The organism is Treponema sp., assembly GCF_051883275.1.
Taxonomy (GTDB): domain Bacteria; phylum Spirochaetota; class Spirochaetia; order Treponematales; family Treponemataceae; genus Treponema_D.
In genome coordinates this window covers 75,771-93,175 of the sequence record NZ_JBJETK010000015.1, presented here as the reverse complement: position 1 = coordinate 93,175, position 17,405 = coordinate 75,771, and the positions used below count along the sequence as shown (strand labels likewise).

General features: G+C 43.6%; 15 protein-coding genes. 10 read left to right on the top strand and 5 right to left on the bottom strand.

Annotated elements, in window-relative coordinates:
• Nucleotides 1-72: 72 nt before the first annotated feature.
• The gene (locus tag ACI4L0_RS02370; protein WP_439798564.1) at nt 73-1,251 is read left to right on the top strand and encodes a phosphoglycerate dehydrogenase; all 1,179 of its coding nucleotides are present in this window, start codon (nt 73-75) and stop codon (nt 1,249-1,251) included.
• Nucleotides 1,252-1,599: 348 nt separating this feature from the next.
• On the opposite strand, the gene ACI4L0_RS02365 is transcribed toward ACI4L0_RS02370, so the two are convergent.
• Nucleotides 1,600-1,722 (bottom strand): hypothetical protein, encoded by a 123-nt coding sequence (locus tag ACI4L0_RS02365; RefSeq protein ID WP_439798563.1) that lies wholly within the window; start codon nt 1,720-1,722, stop codon nt 1,600-1,602.
• A gap of 240 nt (nt 1,723-1,962) precedes the next feature.
• Between ACI4L0_RS02365 and ACI4L0_RS02360 the strand changes: the two genes are divergently transcribed.
• The 3 genes from ACI4L0_RS02360 (at nt 1,963) to ACI4L0_RS02350 (ending at nt 7,849) form a co-directional block, all read left to right on the top strand.
• Nucleotides 1,963-2,268, top strand: a complete 306-nt coding sequence (locus ACI4L0_RS02360) for a metal-sensing transcriptional repressor (RefSeq protein ID WP_439798562.1) — start codon at nt 1,963-1,965, stop codon at nt 2,266-2,268.
• 93 nt (nt 2,269-2,361) lie between these two features.
• Nucleotides 2,362-4,890: a heavy metal translocating P-type ATPase gene (locus ACI4L0_RS02355; RefSeq protein WP_439798561.1), complete on the top strand. Its 2,529-nt coding sequence runs from the start codon at nt 2,362-2,364 to the stop codon at nt 4,888-4,890.
• Between the two features lie 70 nt (nt 4,891-4,960).
• Nucleotides 4,961-7,849: a M16 family metallopeptidase gene (locus ACI4L0_RS02350; RefSeq protein ID WP_439798560.1), complete on the top strand. Its 2,889-nt coding sequence runs from the start codon at nt 4,961-4,963 to the stop codon at nt 7,847-7,849.
• On the opposite strand, the gene ACI4L0_RS02345 is transcribed toward ACI4L0_RS02350, so the two are convergent.
• The 3 genes from ACI4L0_RS02345 to ACI4L0_RS02335 all read right to left on the bottom strand — a co-directional run bounded on the left by ACI4L0_RS02345 (nt 7,752) and on the right by ACI4L0_RS02335 (nt 10,542).
• Complete coding sequence (locus ACI4L0_RS02345; protein ID WP_439798559.1) at nt 7,752-9,296, bottom strand: RecQ family ATP-dependent DNA helicase; 1,545 nt, start codon at nt 9,294-9,296, stop codon at nt 7,752-7,754. The two genes, ACI4L0_RS02350 and ACI4L0_RS02345, sit on opposite strands and share 98 nt — an antisense overlap.
• A gap of 90 nt (nt 9,297-9,386) precedes the next feature.
• The gene (locus ACI4L0_RS02340; protein WP_439798558.1) at nt 9,387-9,536 is read right to left on the bottom strand and encodes a hypothetical protein; all 150 of its coding nucleotides are present in this window, start codon (nt 9,534-9,536) and stop codon (nt 9,387-9,389) included.
• A gap of 250 nt (nt 9,537-9,786) precedes the next feature.
• Entirely contained in the window at nt 9,787-10,542 is a 756-nt protein-coding gene (locus ACI4L0_RS02335; protein ID WP_439798557.1) for a class I SAM-dependent methyltransferase, read from the bottom strand.
• 170 nt (nt 10,543-10,712) lie between these two features.
• Here ACI4L0_RS02335 and hprK point away from each other — a divergent pair, with 170 nt between their 5' ends.
• The 4 genes from hprK to holA are packed head-to-tail and all read left to right on the top strand — an operon-like array spanning nt 10,713 to nt 13,632.
• On the top strand, nt 10,713-11,702 hold the full coding sequence (hprK, locus tag ACI4L0_RS02330) for an HPr(Ser) kinase/phosphatase (protein WP_439798556.1): 990 nt from the start codon (nt 10,713-10,715) through the stop codon (nt 11,700-11,702).
• A 30-nt stretch (nt 11,703-11,732) separates the two neighbouring features.
• Nucleotides 11,733-11,999, top strand: a complete 267-nt coding sequence (locus tag ACI4L0_RS02325) for an HPr family phosphocarrier protein (RefSeq protein ID WP_439798555.1) — start codon at nt 11,733-11,735, stop codon at nt 11,997-11,999.
• Between the two features lie 3 nt (nt 12,000-12,002).
• Nucleotides 12,003-12,614 (top strand): transcriptional repressor LexA, encoded by a 612-nt coding sequence (lexA, locus tag ACI4L0_RS02320; protein WP_439798554.1) that lies wholly within the window; start codon nt 12,003-12,005, stop codon nt 12,612-12,614.
• 1 nt (nt 12,615) lies between these two features.
• Nucleotides 12,616-13,632: a DNA polymerase III subunit delta gene (gene holA / locus ACI4L0_RS02315; protein WP_439798553.1), complete on the top strand. Its 1,017-nt coding sequence runs from the start codon at nt 12,616-12,618 to the stop codon at nt 13,630-13,632.
• Nucleotides 13,633-13,762: 130 nt separating this feature from the next.
• Here holA and rpsD read toward each other — a convergent pair whose 3' ends face one another.
• Entirely contained in the window at nt 13,763-14,356 is a 594-nt protein-coding gene (gene rpsD / locus ACI4L0_RS02310) for a 30S ribosomal protein S4 (RefSeq protein WP_439798552.1), read from the bottom strand.
• Between the two features lie 290 nt (nt 14,357-14,646).
• On the opposite strand from rpsD, the gene ACI4L0_RS02305 reads away from it, so the two are divergent.
• Together ACI4L0_RS02305 and ACI4L0_RS02300 are read left to right on the top strand one after the other, a co-directional pair.
• Entirely contained in the window at nt 14,647-16,071 is a 1,425-nt protein-coding gene (locus ACI4L0_RS02305; protein ID WP_439798551.1) for an ATP-dependent 6-phosphofructokinase, read from the top strand.
• Between the two features lie 177 nt (nt 16,072-16,248).
• Complete coding sequence (locus ACI4L0_RS02300) at nt 16,249-17,391, top strand: hypothetical protein (protein ID WP_439798550.1); 1,143 nt, start codon at nt 16,249-16,251, stop codon at nt 17,389-17,391.
• Nucleotides 17,392-17,405: the final 14 nt, after the last annotated feature.

Genomic DNA, 17,405 nt, shown 5'->3' with positions numbered 1-17,405 from the left:
CGGCGTAAAGGCGCTTGTTGAGTTTATGAAAAAATTTGCCGCAGAAAACGCATAAAATCATCGAGGTGGAAAATGTTTAAAATTCAGACATTGGACAGAATCAGCGCGGTGGGACTTGATAATTTTCCGCGCAACGAATATGAAATTGCAAGCGAGATTGTAAAGCCCGATGCGATTCTTGTGCGCAGCCATGATATGCTTTCCATGAATATTGACGATAGCATAAAGGCTGTGGCGCGCGCTGGCGCAGGAGTGAACAATATTCCTGTAAAGGATCTTGCTCAGAAGGGAATTGTTGTTTTCAATACACCGGGTGCAAATGCCAACGCTGTAAAGGAGCTTGTGATTCTCGGGCTTTTGATGGCGAGCCGTCCTGTTATAGCCGCAAACAGCTGGGTGAATTCCCTTGCCGGAAAAGGCGCGGAAATTGCGACTCTTGCTGAAAAGGGAAAAAAGAACTATATCGGCCAGGAAGTGAAAGGAAAAACGCTCGGTGTTATCGGGCTTGGCGCAATCGGAGCGCAGGTTGCAAACACAGCGGTTGAGCTTGGCATGAATGTTATCGGCTACGATCCGTTCCTTTCAGTTGATGCTGCATGGAGCCTGAACCATCAGGTTACGCACGCTGAAACGCTGGACACGCTTCTTGCAAAAGCTGACTATCTTACTTTCCATGTTCCTGAAACTCCCGACACAAAGGGCTTTGTGAATGCCAACACAATCAAGAACATGAAGACAGGCGTAAAGCTTATAAACATTGCCCGCGGCGGTCTTGTGAACAACGAGGATGTTCTTGCTGCAATCAAAGCCGGAAAAATTTCGTGCATGGTCACAGACTTTGCTGCAGAAGAGCTTATAGCATGCGACAAGGTTATATGTCTTCCGCACCTTGGAGCTTCAACTCCTGAAGCCGAGGACAACTGCGCTGTAATGGCTGTAAAAGAGCTTCGTGATTTTCTTGAAAGCGGAATCATTAAAAACAGCGTGAATTTTCCAAAGACTACGACCGACAATCCTATTCCAAGCGGCGGCACCAGACTTTGCATAAGCCACAAAAACGAACCGGGACTTGTGGCGCAGTTTACAACAATTCTTGGAGAGGCAAATCTGAATATCGAAGGAATGGTAAACCAGAACCGCGGCGAAGTTGCCTACAATATAATCGACGTTGCGGGCAAGGTAACAGAGCAAACTCTGAACAGCCTTTCTTCAATAAAAGATGTAACAAGGGTAAGACCGATTTTCAACTAGCAAAATACTGAACAGGTCAAGCCCGAAATTTCAGTTTTTCCTGAAAGGCAATTCTGAAAATAATCCTGCAGAAATTCCAGTGGAATATACTCTGCGGGATTTTTTTGTTTGCTATGTCCGTAAATAATGTTGCTAATCATACATAGCTTGGTTTAAGCATTAGCTAATTACACATGATTGAAATAACTGAACAATTCTATAAAAAGATTTACGAAGCCGTTCTTCTTCAAAATGAATGCCATCAAGAAATCAACAGATTTTTACAAGTTTTATTACAGTCAATTTTAGTAAATCAGATTAATGTAACACATCGAAAATTGGCTCCACTACAAGCGACCGATTTTACATTTAATTTGCAAGTGTTCTTGTAGAAATTTCTTCTTCTGTTAATGAAGACTCCCGATAAAACATGATAAAGTTTCGTTCTTCCGTTGTAGGTGCTCCAACTGTAAAGAAATAATTATTTTTCATACAATCTCCAATTTACAGTTTAAATATTATAACTTTCCGCTACTTTACCTTGTAAAACTATCTATTCAAACAAAAATCTCCATTTATTTAACATAGTGCGAATTTTCTAATTGTCAACTAAACGGCAACATTTTTTACGGGCATACCTTTTTGTTTTAAAGCTTTCACAGAAATCCATTGTTGACATATACCCCGATAAGGTATATTTTAAAACAGGAATTTTTATTGGAGAAATATGACATGAAAGACGAAAAATCATGCTGCTCAAAAAAAACAAGGAAGCGTTCTCCTGAGGAACTTCGTAAACTTATAAACAGACTGAACCGCATTGACGGACAGGTGAACGGCATAAAAAAAATGCTCGAAAGTGATGCATACTGCACGGACATCCTGATTCAGGTTTCAGCGTGCCAGGCTGCATTCAATTCATTTACAAAAGAGCTTCTTGCAAGCCATATAAGAAACTGTGTTGTAAGCGACATAAAAAATGGAAATGATGAAGTTATCGATGATCTTGTCCAGACACTCCAGAAGCTTATGAAGTAATCTGAATTTTTCTGGACGCATGAATTTGAAAGTAATGCTTGGCATTAGAAGCGGTTTGAATTTATTTTCATTGATTCTAAAAAGGAGCTGCCGGTGAATATAAAACAATTTTTAATTTCAGGGATGAGCTGCTCAGCATGTTCAGCCAGAATAGAAAAAGCTGTGTCAAAACTGGAAGGCGTAAAAAGCTGTTCTGTAAGCCTTCTTACAAATTCAATGGCGGTAGAAGGAAGCGCAGACAGCTCCATCATTATCAGGGCAGTTGAAAATGCCGGATACGGTGCCAGGGTATTTTCAAAACAGAAAGACAGCGCCGCAAAAAAGCCGGACAGCCTTGTAAATAATTCAGAAATTTCCAGCCAGAAAAAACGCCTAATATTTTCCCTTGGATTTTTGGCAGTGCTTATGTATTTCAGCATGGGGCACATGATGCTGAACTGGCCGCTTCCTTTTTTTCTGAATGGAAACCACATTGCGATGGGAATAATTCAGCTTTTGCTTTCGCTTGCAGTGCTTTTTATTAACAGGAATTTTTTTATAAGCGGCTTCAAGGCCTTTGTGCGCAAGGCTTCCAGCATGGATACTCTTGTTGCGCTTGGCTCGGGAATTTCATTTGTGTACAGCCTTGCAGTGCTTTTTATTATGACAGATGCGGCTGTAAAAAATGATGAGCTGAAAATTATGCAGTGCATGGAAAATTTTTATTTTGAAGGCGCGGCAATGATTGTGACGCTTATCACGGCGGGCAAAATGCTTGAGTCTATTTCAAAGGGAAAAACCACAAGCGCGCTGCAAAGCCTTATGAAACTGGCCCAGGAAACCGCGACTGTCATAACAGCAGACGGCAATGAAATAAAAATTCCAATCGAAGAATTGAAGAAGGGCGACATCTTTGCTGTAAAGCCAGGCGAATCTATTCCTGCTGACGGAATTGTCATTGAAGGCGAATCATCTGTAAACGAATCTGCTCTTACTGGGGAAAGTATTCCTGTTGACAAGATGCAGGGAAGCGAAGTCCGCTCGGCTACAATAAATCTCAACGGCTTTCTGAAATGCAGGGCTTCAAGAGTTGGAGAAGACACAACTCTTTCACAGATAATAAAACTTGTAAGCGAAGCCGCAGCAACAAAAGCGCCCATTGCAAAAACAGCCGACAGAATCTGCGGAGTTTTTGTGCCTGCCGTTATTTTTATTTCAATAGCAACATTCTGCGTCTGGAATATTTTGGGAGCTGAATTCAGCTTTGCATTGTCCAGGGCAATTTCCGTTCTTGTAATAAGCTGTCCGTGTGCGCTTGGATTGGCGACACCTGTAGCAATTATGGTCGGCAACGGAGTCGGAGCAAGAAACGGAATTCTTTTTAAAACAGCCGCCGCGCTTGAAGAAACCGGCAGAATAAAAAACGTGGCGCTGGACAAGACCGGTACAATTACAATGGGGGAACCGGAAGTTACCGATGTTATAACAGAAGACAGCATAGAGCTTCAGGAATTTTTAAAGACCGCGGCTTCAATAGAATTAAAAAGCTTGCATCCTCTTGCAAAAGCCGTTGTGGATTTTTACAGCGCATCTGAATTTAAAGACAGCGGATTTTTTGAAACCTCAGATTTTGCTTCTATTACGGGCGGCGGAATTTCGTGCGCCATCGGCAATGAAAAATTTTTTGCAGGAAGCATTGCCTTCATAGAAAAAAATGCAGACGTGTCGAGCATAAGGCAAAAAGCGGAAAGCCTTTCATCCTGCGGAAAAACTCCGCTGATTTTTTCAAGGCAGAACAAAGTCATTGGAATGATATGCGTTGCTGATAAAATAAAAGATGACAGCGCGGCCGCAGTTTCCCAGCTGAAGGCATTGTCAATTTCACCTGTCATGCTCACAGGCGACAATGAAAGAACAGCAAATGCCATAGGAAAAAAATGCGGCATAGAAAAAATAAAGGCCGGAGTTTTCCCCGAGGGGAAGGCGGATGCTGTAAAGCAGCTGAAGCTTACTGGAAAAACCGCTATGGCAGGTGACGGAATCAACGATGCGCCGGCTCTTGCTGTGTCAGATATAGGAATAGCAATCGGAGTAGGAAGCGATATAGCAATAGAATCGGCAGAGGTTGTGCTTATGAAAAATACGCTTCTTGATATTCCTGCTGCGGTCAGGCTCAGCAAGGCGACACTGAAAAATATCCATGAAAATTTATTCTGGGCGTTTTTTTATAACGTCGCAGGAATTCCTCTTGCCGCCGGAGTCTACTACAATTCACTGGGGCTTCTTTTGAATCCGATGTTTGCCGCCGCCGCAATGAGCCTTTCAAGTTTCTGCGTGATTTCAAATGCGCTCAGGCTGAATTTTTTCAATCCGTATAAACTTTCAAAAAAAGAGAAAGCTTTTAAGCTCAAAGAAAATACAAAGGAGGTTTCCATGGAAACACTTGAAAAAACAATTAATGTTGAAGGAATGATGTGCGGACACTGCGAGGCGCATGTAAAGGAAGCTCTTGAAAAACTGAATGGCATTGTCCAGGCAGCTCCTGACCACAAAACAGGAAAAGTCGTTCTGACACTGTCAAAGGAAATCAGCGACGACAAAATCAAAGCCGCCGTAGAAAAAGCAGGATACAAAGTGCTTTAATTTTCCCGGAGGTTTGTTTTTTCTGCATGGCCATCTTGAAAATCTGCCTGAAATTCATTGAAATAAAGGCATGAGGAAAATTATAAAAAATATCAGACTTGCCGCATTTTTTGCGCTTCTGCTTGCTGTTCATTTTGTCTATGCAGAAAAAACTTCAATAGAAAATCTGCATCAATATAAAATGGAAAACGGCCTGACTGTTTTCATTGCGGAAAACCACACTGTTCCGCTTGTTTATATTGAAATTGCAATCCGCGCCGGAGCCGTGACACAGACACCGCAGACAGCCGGACTTTTTCATCTGTATGAGCACATGATGTTCAAGGGCAACAGCCTGTATAAGGATGCGGCCTCCGTGAACAGGGCGCTTTCAAATCTTGGGGTCGCAAGCTGGAACGGAACTACAGGCATAAACCATGTGAATTATTTTTTTACAGTGCCGTCAGCCAAACTGGAGGAAGGTCTTGCCTTTTGGAATGCCGCTATCCGCTCTCCGCTTATTGATGAGCATGAACTTCAAAACGAAAAAAAAGTTGTGCTTTCTGAAATTGAAGGCGGCAAGTCAGACCCCTCAAAAATTTTCTACAGTTATCTTTCAAAAAATCTTTTCCCTGATGCGCCATACAAGGTCGACTCGTCAGGCTCATTTGAGGCAGTCAGGAATGCGACATCCGGGCAGCTCAGGGAAATAAAGGAAAAATATTATATTCCGTCAAACGCTGCCCTTTTCATAGGCGGAGATATAATTCCGGATCAGGCCTTTGAGCTTGCTGAAAAAATTTTCGGCACATGGAGCAACAACGGAAATTCTATGCCGGAAAATTCAGTCCAGCAAAACACCCAGCCTTTTTCTGCTCCGCAGTACTGTGTGATGCCTTTTGATAAACTCACGCCGGAACTTATGCAGATTATGGTTCAGTTCAGGGGGCCTGATGCTGATTTTGATATTCAGGATACTTATGCCGTCGACTATCTTATGTCACTCATGTCAGAGCCGGGAAGCGACTATATACAGGGGCTTTATAAAAACAAGTCGCTGAAAATTTCGGATTTCAACAATTCATGGGCGCAGTATGCAACAGTGCGTGCGAACGGGCTTCTTGAATTCGGAACGATTGCCTCTGATGCTGAAACAATGCCGGCGGAGCGCGCAAGAATATTCCTTGACGAAATTCAAAATTCAATTATTCCAAAAATTGTGTCAGAAAAAAAATTCTTCACTGATTCGTACAAATCAAAAATCATCGAGCAGATGAAGGACAGCTACACACGAAGCACGGAAACACCGTCCGGACTTTTGGCATCGATTAGAAGCTGGTGGATAAATACGGACACGGATTATTTTTTCAGTTATTATGAAAATCTTGCAAAAGTTTCGCAGGACGATGTGAAGAGAGTTGCGGAAAAATATTTTACAAAAAAAAATCCGCTTGTGAGTGTTCTTTTAAATCCTGCTGTCTATGAAAAAACTCGCGCGGAATTTTTGGATTCTTCATTCTATGAAATTCAGCCTGATGAAAAATCATGGTGGCAGGAAGAAAAATTTCAGTGTGAATCAAAGCCTGTGGAGTTCAAGAAAACAAAAATATCTGAAGAAAATATTTATGTTCCCGGAAAATCACAGGAAAAAAATTCCAGCAGCATCTCTGCAATGCGGAACATTGAAGTAAAAAAACTGAAAAACGGAATTCCTGTTTTTATAAACCAGACAAGCGACAGGATTATTTCCGCTGCGATTCTGTGTCCCGGCGGCGTTGAAAAACTTACACCGGAAACTTCCGGGCTGGAAACTGCTTTGTTTTCATTTATGTCTGAAACGTCAAAAAAGTTTTCGTACGAAAAACGCACGAAGCTTGCCTATTCCACAAATTCCAGCATCGGATATTTTTCCAAATTGTCGGGAAGCGCACTTTATCTGAGCGCAATGGACAAGCACTTTGAAAAAATGCTGCCCGTTTTTCTTGACGGTTTTTTAAATCCTGAATTCAAGAAGAATGAATACGAAAATACAATCAGCAATCTGAACCAGAAAATTCAGAGCATGCTCAACAATCCGACTTCGCTTCTGTCGTATACAATTCTGGAGCAGACGTATAAAGGTCATCCTTATGAGGCGACAACATTTGCAACACCGCGCTCAATAAAAAATATCACGGTGGAAAATCTCAAGCAGCATCACGCAAATCTTATAAAGAGCGGAAATTTTTCAATCGTTGTGTCAGGAAAAGTTGATTCGGATTATCTTATAAAAACACTGAATTCATCGCTTGGAAAACTTGAATTTTCCGGGGCAGAACAGACGCGCGCGGATATACCTCCCCTCAGTATCAGGGAAAATCCGCCTGTCATTCTCCGCCATCCTTCCGCTGAGGGAACAGCTTACATCACAAGAATTTTTGCATCGCCTCCGAACAGCAGCCGTGATTTTATTCCGTGCATTCTCGCAGGAAATATTTACACCGACATTCTCTTTAATGTTGTAAGGGAACATTACGGAATCTGCTATTCACCGCAGAGCTATGTGATAGGCTCAAAGGCTCCATACGGAAGCGAATATCTGTTCAAGGTGTCAGACTTTGCTGGATTTGAAAAAGCTTTGCAGGAGGCCCGAACCTATATGGCTGAAGGACGGATTGTTGAAAAAATCAGCGGCAGCGGCGACTACGAATTTTCTACGATAAGCCAGAATCTGGACAGCTACAAGAATTCGTATATAAACCAGACATACCAGAGCCAGCAGACAAGCGCAGGGCTTGTGTCGATACTGAGCTACAATCTTCTTCAGTTCGGCGACATTGACTATGACCTAAAACAACTTGAGCAGCTCAGGGAAACGACCGCCCAGGAAATTCTGAATGTGTTCAGAAAATATTGGATAGAAGCCCCTTCTTCATGGTTTGCCGTAACCGGTCTAGAATCCGAGCTTTATTTTTCAAGCCAGGAAAAACCAGGCCTTTGAATATTCCTTTGCCCATGCGGATGTACTCTCTGTCCCTGAGCTGTTTTATGATTTCGTCCGCATCAGAATGTTCGTAGGTGTTTACTGGAATTTTTTTTCTGCTTTCCCGGTTCAGTTCGAAAACTGCCGCTTGTCCCAATTCTTCCACGGTAAAGCGGCCGGGATTTTTTCTTACAATGTCCATGATAACCTGCGCGTCAAATGGAATATCCGCGTTTTTTTTGCCGTTGCAGATGTCACAGCCGCAGCATGCCGCCTGCTCTGCGTTCAATGCATCCAGAAGAACCTGTCGGCGGCATGTTGTGCTTTCTGCAAAATGCTGAATGGCTTTTCTTCTGTCGTCTTCTGAAAATTCTGAAAATTTTTTGTGGTCATTGAAGCTCCATAAAAGAATCGCTTCCGCAGGCTCTCCATCTCTTCCGCCGCGACCTGATTCCTGTGCATAGGATTCTGCGCTTGAGCCGGGATCAAGATGAATTACAGTGCGTATGTTCTTTTTGTCCACACCCATGCCAAATGCGCAGGTACAGCACAGAACAGCATCAGTGCGCGGATAAAACCAGCGTTCAACTTCGAGCTTTTCCTCCTTCGGCATTCCGGCATGATAAAATCGGACTTTTTCTTTTCCGCAGAAAGCCGAAAGCTCCCTTGCCATGTATTCAGACTCAGAGCGTGTTCCGCAGAAAATTATCACCGGCTTCTGTGCGGTCAGGGCGAGCGTAAATGCTGTCCGCCTTTTTGCATAGCATTGCGAAACCGTATAATGTATATTCGGGCGGTCGCTTCCGCCTCGGATGACATCTGCCTTTCCATCAAAAAGAACTTCGGAAATTCTTGCAAGGACACTGTCAGATGCAGTTGCGGTAAACGCCGTGACTGCCGGGGGATTTATTTTTTTGATAATGTTTCCAAGCTCCAGATATGCCGGCCGGAAAGTGTCGCCCCATTCACTTACGCAGTGCGCCTCGTCAATCGCAATATGCGAAATTCCAAAGCTGCTCAGCCTTGTGAGAATCCGCGGATTTCCAAGAATTTCAGGAGTTGCCGCTATAACTTTTGCGCCTTTTTTTATGCGGAGAAAATTCTGTTCAATTTCATCTTCACTCAGTCCGCCCTGAAAAACAACGCAGCTGATTCCGCCTTCATCCATGCGCCGCTTCTGGTCAGAAACAAGGGCGAGCAGAGGATAAATCACCAGCGTGGGTTTTTCAAGCACAAGCGCAGGCGCAAGAAAGCACAGGGATTTTCCAAAGCCGGTCGGAAGAAGCACAATCTGCCGGCCGCAAAAACAGGCTTCGTCCCGGAATACATTTTTTTGCGGATTTGCAGCATCCAGAATTCGCTCCGCCACAATCCGCTGCCACGGATAAAAATTCTGAATTTTAAAAGCTTTCCGAGCCGCCTCCAAAAGTCTGTCTGAATCTTCGCTTAAATCCTCGTTGTCCAATGCGCGCCTCCATGGAATTTTTTGTAGATAACTTAGAATCTTATGATGATGACGCTTGGGTTTTGTCTGCTAAAGACCATCGCTAAAAGCTTACAATTTTTCCAGATAATCTTTTAGTTCTTTCTCCGAGAAGAGCCAACCGTCTTTCCTTTCATTGTCATAATCCTTAGGTTCAACAAAAGGATTTACGCTTATCAGACTATTATTTTCCCCGGTAGTAAGATACATAAATTTTTTCATAAGTTCCCCATTTCAGTTTAAATATTATAAACCTTCTGCTGCTTTGTCCCGGTAAAAACAAGTTTATTCCTACTATGTTTTATCGCTATAACATAGTGTGTTTTTGCCAAGCATCAAATTTATTTACCAATTTATTTCAGGACATAGCCATAACTTTAATATTGCCTGAAAAATAAAAAAAATGCGCATTAAACACAGAAAATTCAATGTTCGGATTCTGGCTTCCCGGTCGAACTTCTGTTCCTTAAAATTATTTTTTCGCCACGATAACCATTGTCTTTGCATTCTGGTCGTAAGGCTCTCTGTTGAATCCTCCGAATATCTGCGCGGAAAAAAATCCACATTCAAGCATTATGTCACGCAGCTGTGGAGCAGAATAAAGCCGCTGTACAAATTCATGTTCGGTTCTTGTTCCGTCCTTTTCTATGAGAATCCATTTTGACGAAAGTCCTTCCCATGCGCCTGACACTTTGAATTCTGTCAGCACCGTCATTCCTGCGCGCTCAAACCATTCGCCCTCTGTGAAATACCGCACCGCAGTTTCGCGGCTTATACATTCAAGCACAAATGCGCCGCCCTTTTTTAGCGACTGGCTCACTCTGCGAAGAATTTTCATGTCATCACGGGGATTGTCGCAGTATCCGAATGAATTGTAGATGTTTACCGCCGCGTCAAATTTTTTTCTTGAACTGAAGGCGCGCATATCCCTGTTTACAAGCTCAATGGAAACTCCTTCGTCCGCCGCAGTTTCCGCCGCCGCATCAAGAAAAGGCTGCGTAATGTCAACTCCGGTAACCTTGAGCCCGAGCAGTGCAAGCTCCACGCTGATTCTTCCAGGCCCGCAGCATACATCAAGCACTGAGCTTCCGATTCCGACTTCCGCAAGCGAGCAGACAGATTTTGCAATTCCGGCTGCCTGAGCCCACTGCTGGCCGTCAAACATTACAGGCGCATATTTCAGCCAGAAATTCTCGTTTTCAAACCATTCGTTTTTTTTCCCTTTCATTGGACGCTCCCATAAAAACACGGCGTTAGCGGCGGCGCATGAAGGCACCGAAATCCTTCTAAGAAAAATTCCCTGCGGAAATTCATTCTTATCAAAGAATTCATGTTTTTACTGAATTTTTTGGTGTTTTCTATATTGAGTTTATTTACTCATAGCTGTATACTATATATATGTCGGATAAAAAAATCACAGTATTAGATCTTCTTGACCTGGATTTAAAAGGCCAGGAGTCTTTGAATCTGACATGCATTGCAGGAAGATCTGGGCTTTGCAGGGAAATCACGGTGTCCGACATAAACCGCCCGGGGCTTGCAATTTCAGGCTTTTACGAATCGTTTGCCTATGAGCGCGTTCAGCTTTTTGGCAAGGGAGAATCAGCTTATCTTAGAAAGCTTGAGTCCGAAGGCAGATTTGACCTTATAAAAAAATTCTTTACTTATGAAATGCCGTGCGTTGTTTTTGGCTACAATATAAAGCCGTCGGAATTTTTTCTGTCTGTGGCGGAATCTTCAAGGTGCGCAGTTCTTCAGACGGATTTGACTTCAACTGATTTTTCCCAGCGGCTTCTCAGGGTCTTTTCAAATATTTTTGCTCCCAGAAAAACGCTCCACGGGGTCTTTGTTGAAGTTTACGGCGTTGGAATTCTTCTCATCGGAGAAAGCGGCGTAGGAAAAAGCGAAACTGCGCTGGAGCTTGTTGAGCGCGGGCACCGGCTTGTTGCGGATGATATTGTGGACATCAGGTGCGTGAATGGAAATTCCATAATCGGGCAGGGCGCAAACAAGCTTATAAGCCACCACATGGAAATCCGCGGACTTGGAATTATAAACATCGCTCAGCTTTACGGAGTCGGAGCAATCAGAGAGCAGAAGGAAGTCCAGATGGTTATAAAGCTTGAAGCCTGGAGCCAGACAAAAGTTTACGACCGCATAGGAACGAACGGAACAACCATAGAGCTTCTGGGAGTGAAAATTCCGATAATAGAAATCCCGGTTAAGCCAGGACGGAACCTCCCTATTATAATAGAAGCCGCCGCAATGAACGAACGGCTTAAAACCATGGGATATTATTCCGCGCAGGAATTCAACCAGAATATTCTCCGCTGGATAGAAACCGGAGCGGCCCAAAGAGATTACTACGGCAAGGAAGACTCGTACTGAGTCAAAAAATAAAGATAAAGGAAGTGCACTGTGACAGAGAAAATTCTTACAGTTAGAAACCGCGCGGGAATCCATGCAAGGCCAGCAGCCCTGATTGCCCAGACAGCAAACAAGTTTTCATCGGAAATTATTCTTGAAAAAGATACCACCACCGTGAATGCAAAATCAATCATGGGCGTTATCACAATGGCGGCGGGATACAACACGAATATAACACTGCGGGCAGAAGGCGCCGATGAGCAGGAAGCAGCCGATGCTATTTTCCATTTGTTCGAGGCAAAATTTGAAGAGGAGTAGCCAATGAAAAATCTCACAGACCGGCAGAAGGAAGTTCTGGAATTCATAGCCAGGTTCACAAATGAAAATGGATATCCTCCGACAGTCCGCGAGATAGGAGATAATTTCGGAATTTCCCTGAGGGCTGTCCAGGACCATATAGCGGCGTGCCAGAAAAAAGGCTATCTTTCGCAGTGCCAGAAACGCTCCCGTTCAATCCGTGTGCTTAGAGAGGAAGAGCTGGGGGAAACCAAGCCGTTTTTGGCAAGAGTGCCGCTGCTTGGAACCATTGCTGCCGGAAAACCGCTTTTGTGTGAGGAAAATCTTGATGGCTATGTGAACATCGCTGAGCCTTTCGTGCGCCCCGGCAAGAATTACTTTGCGCTTCATGTCCGCGGAGCAAGCATGATGAATGCGGGCATACTTGACGGCGACCTTGCGATAATAGAGCAGGCGGAAATCGCGACTGAGGGGCAGATTATCGTCGCAGTTGTAGACAATGCAATTACACTCAAACGTTTTTACCGCGAGGAAGAAAGAATCCGCCTCCAGCCCGAAAATCCTGATTTCCAGCCGATTTATGCACAGGACATTCAGATAGCCGGAGTGCTGGCAGGAATTGTAAGAACCTACTGAAATGACAGAACCTGAAGTTTACCTTTTTACAGGCCCTGAAGCCGGAGAAAAAAACGAGGCAATAGAAAATATCAGGGAAGCCGCCGCAAAAAAAAACAACGGCATCGAGCAGTATAAGTATTATGCCGCCGATATCCGCGTTGAAGACATTGTTGCGCAGCTGCAGAATGCAAGCCTTTTTTCCCCGGCGCTTTTTATAACGCTCAGGAATGCAGAGCAGATAAAGCAGAAGTCCGACATCGATGTCCTCGTTTCATGGATAAAGTCCGCGGAAAATTCCCCGAATACACTGGTGCTCATTTCTGACGAGAATTCCATAGATAAAAGAATTGAAATCGCAGTTCCTTCCGGCCACAGGAAAATTTTCTGGGAAATGTTCGAAAACAGGAAGCCGCAGTGGGTTGAAGGCTTTTTCAGGAAAAACGGATTTTCAGTTTCGCCGGATGCAGTCGAGCAGATTCTTGAGATGGTGGAAAACAACACTGAAACACTGAAGTCCGAATGTTCCCGCTTTTTTTTCTGCTTTGAAAAGGGAACAGAGATAACTGCCGCGGACGTTGAAAAAATACTTTCCCACAACAGGGAAGAAAGCGCCTTTACGCTTTTTGATGCGATGGCGGAAAATGAAAAGAGTCCCCAGCAGCGTCTGGAAAGCGCGCTTGAGATACTTCAAAAAATCCGCTCAACCAAGGAATCCAACGGAATTGCGCTGATTGCGGGGCTTACCTATTGCTTCAGGCAGCTGAGGCTGTGGCACAGCTTACATTCAGGCGAAAAAAACGTTTCAGAGGCGGAGCTAAAGGCTTCGGGATTCGCTGGAAAACGCGCACAGGCAAAATATTCAAAGGCCGCAAAAATCTGGAGCCAGGGAGCGGCATCCTCAATACTCGCCCTTCTTTCTTCAACAGACATTTCAATCAGGGAAACAGGCAGCGCGCTTGAAGAAACACAGCTTTTTGCGCTTATCTATTCAATAGTAATCAAGAACGGAATTTTCTGCGCAACCTGCAAATATTGACCGCAGTTTTTTAGTAATTAAATAATCACTGCCGCCGCCGGTATAAAAAAAACCGCCCCGAAAGGCGGTTTCTGTTCAAGTTGAAATATAATTAGAAAACTCTAAAAACTAAAGTCTTTAGGCTTTCCCATTATTTAGAGTAGAATTCAACAACGAGCTGCTCGTTGATTTCTACAGGAATTTCATCGCGCTTAGGCATCATGATAAGTTTTCCAGAGAAGCCTTCCTCTGAAACTTCAATGTAAGGAAGCGGACGTCTGTTTCCATTGAGGAAGCAAGTCTTGAACTGCTCATTTTTCTGAGCCTTTTCGCAAAGTGTTACAACCTGTCCCGGCTTTATCTGGAAAGAAGGAATGTTGATTCTCTTTCCGTCAACGCGAACGTGTCCGTGTGAAACAACCTGGCGTGCCATGCGGATTGAATTTGCAAAGCCAATGCGGTAAACAAGATTGTCAAGGCGTGTTTCAAGTCCTACAATAAGATTTTCACCGGTCTTTCCTTCTTTTCTTGAAGCGATGTCGTAGTAACGGCGAAGCTGGCGCTCAAGAATTCCGTAGTAGGCCTTTACCTTCTGCTTTTCGCAAAGCTGCTTTCCGTATTCAGAAGTTTTCTTTGTCTTCTTGAAAGCCGGGTCATTTGCTCTGTTCATTGCCTTTGGATGACCGCAGACATTAACTCCAAGTCTTCTACATTCCTTAAAACGAGGATTTCTTCTAGTTGCCATAATTTTTACTCCTATTCACCATGGTGATTTTCTCACCAATCTTTGCCGCGGTGAGGGATATAAATCAGATAAAATATTATATATAACTTTTGAATTTCTTTCAAGCGCAGAAAAGACGTGCGGCGGCTGTTTTTTAGATTTCAAAAAAACTGCAAAAAACGGCAAGAAAGTGATGATTGCTTGCACATCTGTTAATCACTTCCTAAATACATATTGAATTTTTTACTATTTGAATGTATTTTTATATATGCGTATTTTTGCGTTTTTTATTCCAAGGTATGAGGTTTGCTATGGCAACAATGAAATATGATTTTTCAGTGGAAAATTTGGGAGAGTGCAAGGTAAAGTCTCCGATTGAGCTTTCTTTGGAGCATGGAAATTTCCGCGCAGCTTATGTTACGGACAATTCCTATGTTCGCCGCCAGGTAAATGTATATAAAGGCGTTGAGGAATCCTTTGATGAAAAATCAGGCTTCATGGAAAAAGCAGGCCCCCGTGAGTATATTTATTTCAATCCGGCCCATGTGACTGCTGGAATCTGCACCTGCGGCGGTCTTTGCCCGGGACTTAATGATGTTATACGCGCTGTTGTGCGCTGCCTTTGGAATCGCTATGGTGTGCGCAGAATCAAGGGAATTCAGTTCGGCTACAAGGGATTTTTTGCAGAGCAGGGATATGATACAATCGACCTTAATCCGGATAATGTTGACGCTATTCATAAAATCGGAGGAACTTTCCTGGGAACATCTCGCGGCGGTGGCGACAGGACTTCTGATATTGTAGATTCCATTGAGCGTATGGGAATAAACATGATGTTTATTATCGGCGGCGACGGAACTCAGAGAGGCGCGCTTGACATTGCCAATGAAATTGACCGCCGCGGTCTTAAAATTTCAGTTGTTGGAATTCCTAAGACTGTTGATAACGACCTTCAGTTTATAGACCGCTCTTTTGGCTTTGAAACAGCTGTTCAGAAGGCAACCCAGGCTGTAAATTCAATTCACATGGAGGCACATTCGCAGATTAACGGAATCGGACTTGTTAAGCTTATGGGACGCGAGTCTGGATTTATTGCGACTGCAACTGCCCTTGCAAGCCACGAAGCGAATTTCTGTCTTATTCCAGAAGTGCCTTTTGATCTGGACGGACCGAACGGTTTGCTCGCCCATCTTGAGGAAAGGCTGAATGAGCGTCACCATGCTGTAATTGTTGTTGCAGAGGGAGCAGGCCAGGAACTTCTGACTTCTACAAATCAGACTGATGCTTCCGGCAACAAAAAGCTTGCGGATATCGGAGTTTATTTGCGCGACAGGATTACAGAGTATTTTGCTTCAAAGAAGATTCATATCAACTTGAAATATATCGATCCTGGATACGAAGTCCGCGCTGCTGTTACAACTGCAAATGATTCCATTTACTGCGAAAGGCTCGGAAACAATGCGGTTCATGCTGCAATGGCTGGAAAAACAAAAATTGTGATTGGACTTGTGCATGACAAGTATGTCCATATTCCTATTTCGATGGCGACTTTGAAGAGAAATATCGTAGACCCGGAAAGCTCGCTGTGGCGCGACTGTCTGGATGCAACCCTTCAGCCTGTTTATATGGTAAACAATATAAATACGGTTGTGGAAAAACTGAAAAAAGATTCCGACGAAGCAGAGGCAAAAGCTCTTGCGCGTCTTGAAAAAGTCAACGGCATGAAGAGCCGGTAAAATCTGGTGCTGTAAAAACGCGGTTGTTTTTACAGCATTTTTTTTGACTTGCTTGTAAAACTATGGTATAAATGAACTGTGGCAGCTCTGAAAAGTTTAAGAAAGCGCTGATTGGCATTTGATGCCAAGTGTCATTTCTGGATTTTGTAGAAATGAAAGCTGCAAGGAGAAAGACTTATGATGAAAGGATTAAAGAAGATTGCTGTATTGTCCGGCTTGTGTTTGCTTGCGATGGGAAGCGCTTTTTCAGTGAGTTTTACAGTTACTTGTAGTGATGACTCTGTAACAGTTGAGCTTCCTGAGGATGTTTATAAAATGGTTGCTGGCCGTGAAGATGAAATCAGCAAAATATTGAAGAATGAAGGGGTTTCTTCAGGTAAGGTACAGAGCGCTGCAAGCGCCGTTATGGATGCTTATAGTGAAATTATTAGCAAGGGATATTTGAAAACCGACAGGCCGTTTTCTGTTACAAAAGATGGAATAGATGATTTTTGTGATGAGCTTGTTGATTCAATTCCTAATTCACAGGCGCAGCAGAATGTGTATGCCGAGGCTTGGATAGGAAAACTGTTCCCGGGATTTCATTTTGGAGCCGGTGTTAATGCAGGAGGTTCTGCGCTTGATATTTCTGGCTTGAAGGATGCGGCTCTTGCGCTTGGAATTGACGAAATCAAGGATATAGAAGATACCTTGATTTTCCCTACAATTACTGTGGATGCCCGTCTTGGAGGAATTATTCTTCCTTTTGATATCGGCATTACCGCTATGTCAATAGATACTTCTAAAATAGATTCTATTGATGAGAATATCGACCCTGTTGCAATCGAGTTCTTTACACTGGGAGCTGATATCCGTTATGCGATTTTACAGGGCGGCTTCCTGCTTCCAAAATGGTCTGTGGGAGCTGGCTTCTATTACACAAAGGGCGGAGTTGATGTGGATGATGACAATGCAAAGGCAAGCCTTGACTTTAAGTCTACTACATTCATGGTGAATACACAGGCTTCTCTGAAGATTCTTTGCCTTGTGCCTTTTGTCGGAGGCCGCGCATTGTTCTCAAAGACTTCTGTGGACTGGAAGGTGTCAGCCGACTGGACAAATATTATTTCTGACGGAAGTGTTGGTGAATTGAGCGATGCATTGAATTGGGGAATTCTTCCATCGTCATTCGGCGGAAGCTCCTCGGGATTTTCTGTGTATCCGCAGGTTTTTGGAGGACTTGGGCTTGACCTTTTGTTCCTGAATCTTACAGTGAGCGGAAGCTACGATATTGCTTCAAAAATTCCTTCTGCCGCTTTGAGCGTTCGCATTGCCTGGTAGTCTGAAAAAATAAA

Coding starts and splice junctions, on each gene's coding strand:
- ACI4L0_RS02370 (WP_439798564.1), top strand. CDS start 73: ATGTTTAAAATTCAGACATTGGACAGAATCAGCGCGGTGGGACTTGAT.
- ACI4L0_RS02365 (WP_439798563.1), bottom strand. CDS start 1,722: ATGAAAAATAATTATTTCTTTACAGTTGGAGCACCTACAACGGAAGAA.
- ACI4L0_RS02360 (WP_439798562.1), top strand. CDS start 1,963: ATGAAAGACGAAAAATCATGCTGCTCAAAAAAAACAAGGAAGCGTTCT.
- ACI4L0_RS02350 (WP_439798560.1), top strand. CDS start 4,961: ATGAGGAAAATTATAAAAAATATCAGACTTGCCGCATTTTTTGCGCTT.
- ACI4L0_RS02340 (WP_439798558.1), bottom strand. CDS start 9,536: ATGAAAAAATTTATGTATCTTACTACCGGGGAAAATAATAGTCTGATA.
- ACI4L0_RS02335 (WP_439798557.1), bottom strand. CDS start 10,542: ATGAAAGGGAAAAAAAACGAATGGTTTGAAAACGAGAATTTCTGGCTG.
- hprK (WP_439798556.1), top strand. CDS start 10,713: ATGTCGGATAAAAAAATCACAGTATTAGATCTTCTTGACCTGGATTTA.
- lexA (WP_439798554.1), top strand. CDS start 12,003: ATGAAAAATCTCACAGACCGGCAGAAGGAAGTTCTGGAATTCATAGCC.
- holA (WP_439798553.1), top strand. CDS start 12,616: ATGACAGAACCTGAAGTTTACCTTTTTACAGGCCCTGAAGCCGGAGAA.
- rpsD (WP_439798552.1), bottom strand. CDS start 14,356: ATGGCAACTAGAAGAAATCCTCGTTTTAAGGAATGTAGAAGACTTGGA.
- ACI4L0_RS02305 (WP_439798551.1), top strand. CDS start 14,647: ATGGCAACAATGAAATATGATTTTTCAGTGGAAAATTTGGGAGAGTGC.
- ACI4L0_RS02300 (WP_439798550.1), top strand. CDS start 16,249: ATGATGAAAGGATTAAAGAAGATTGCTGTATTGTCCGGCTTGTGTTTG.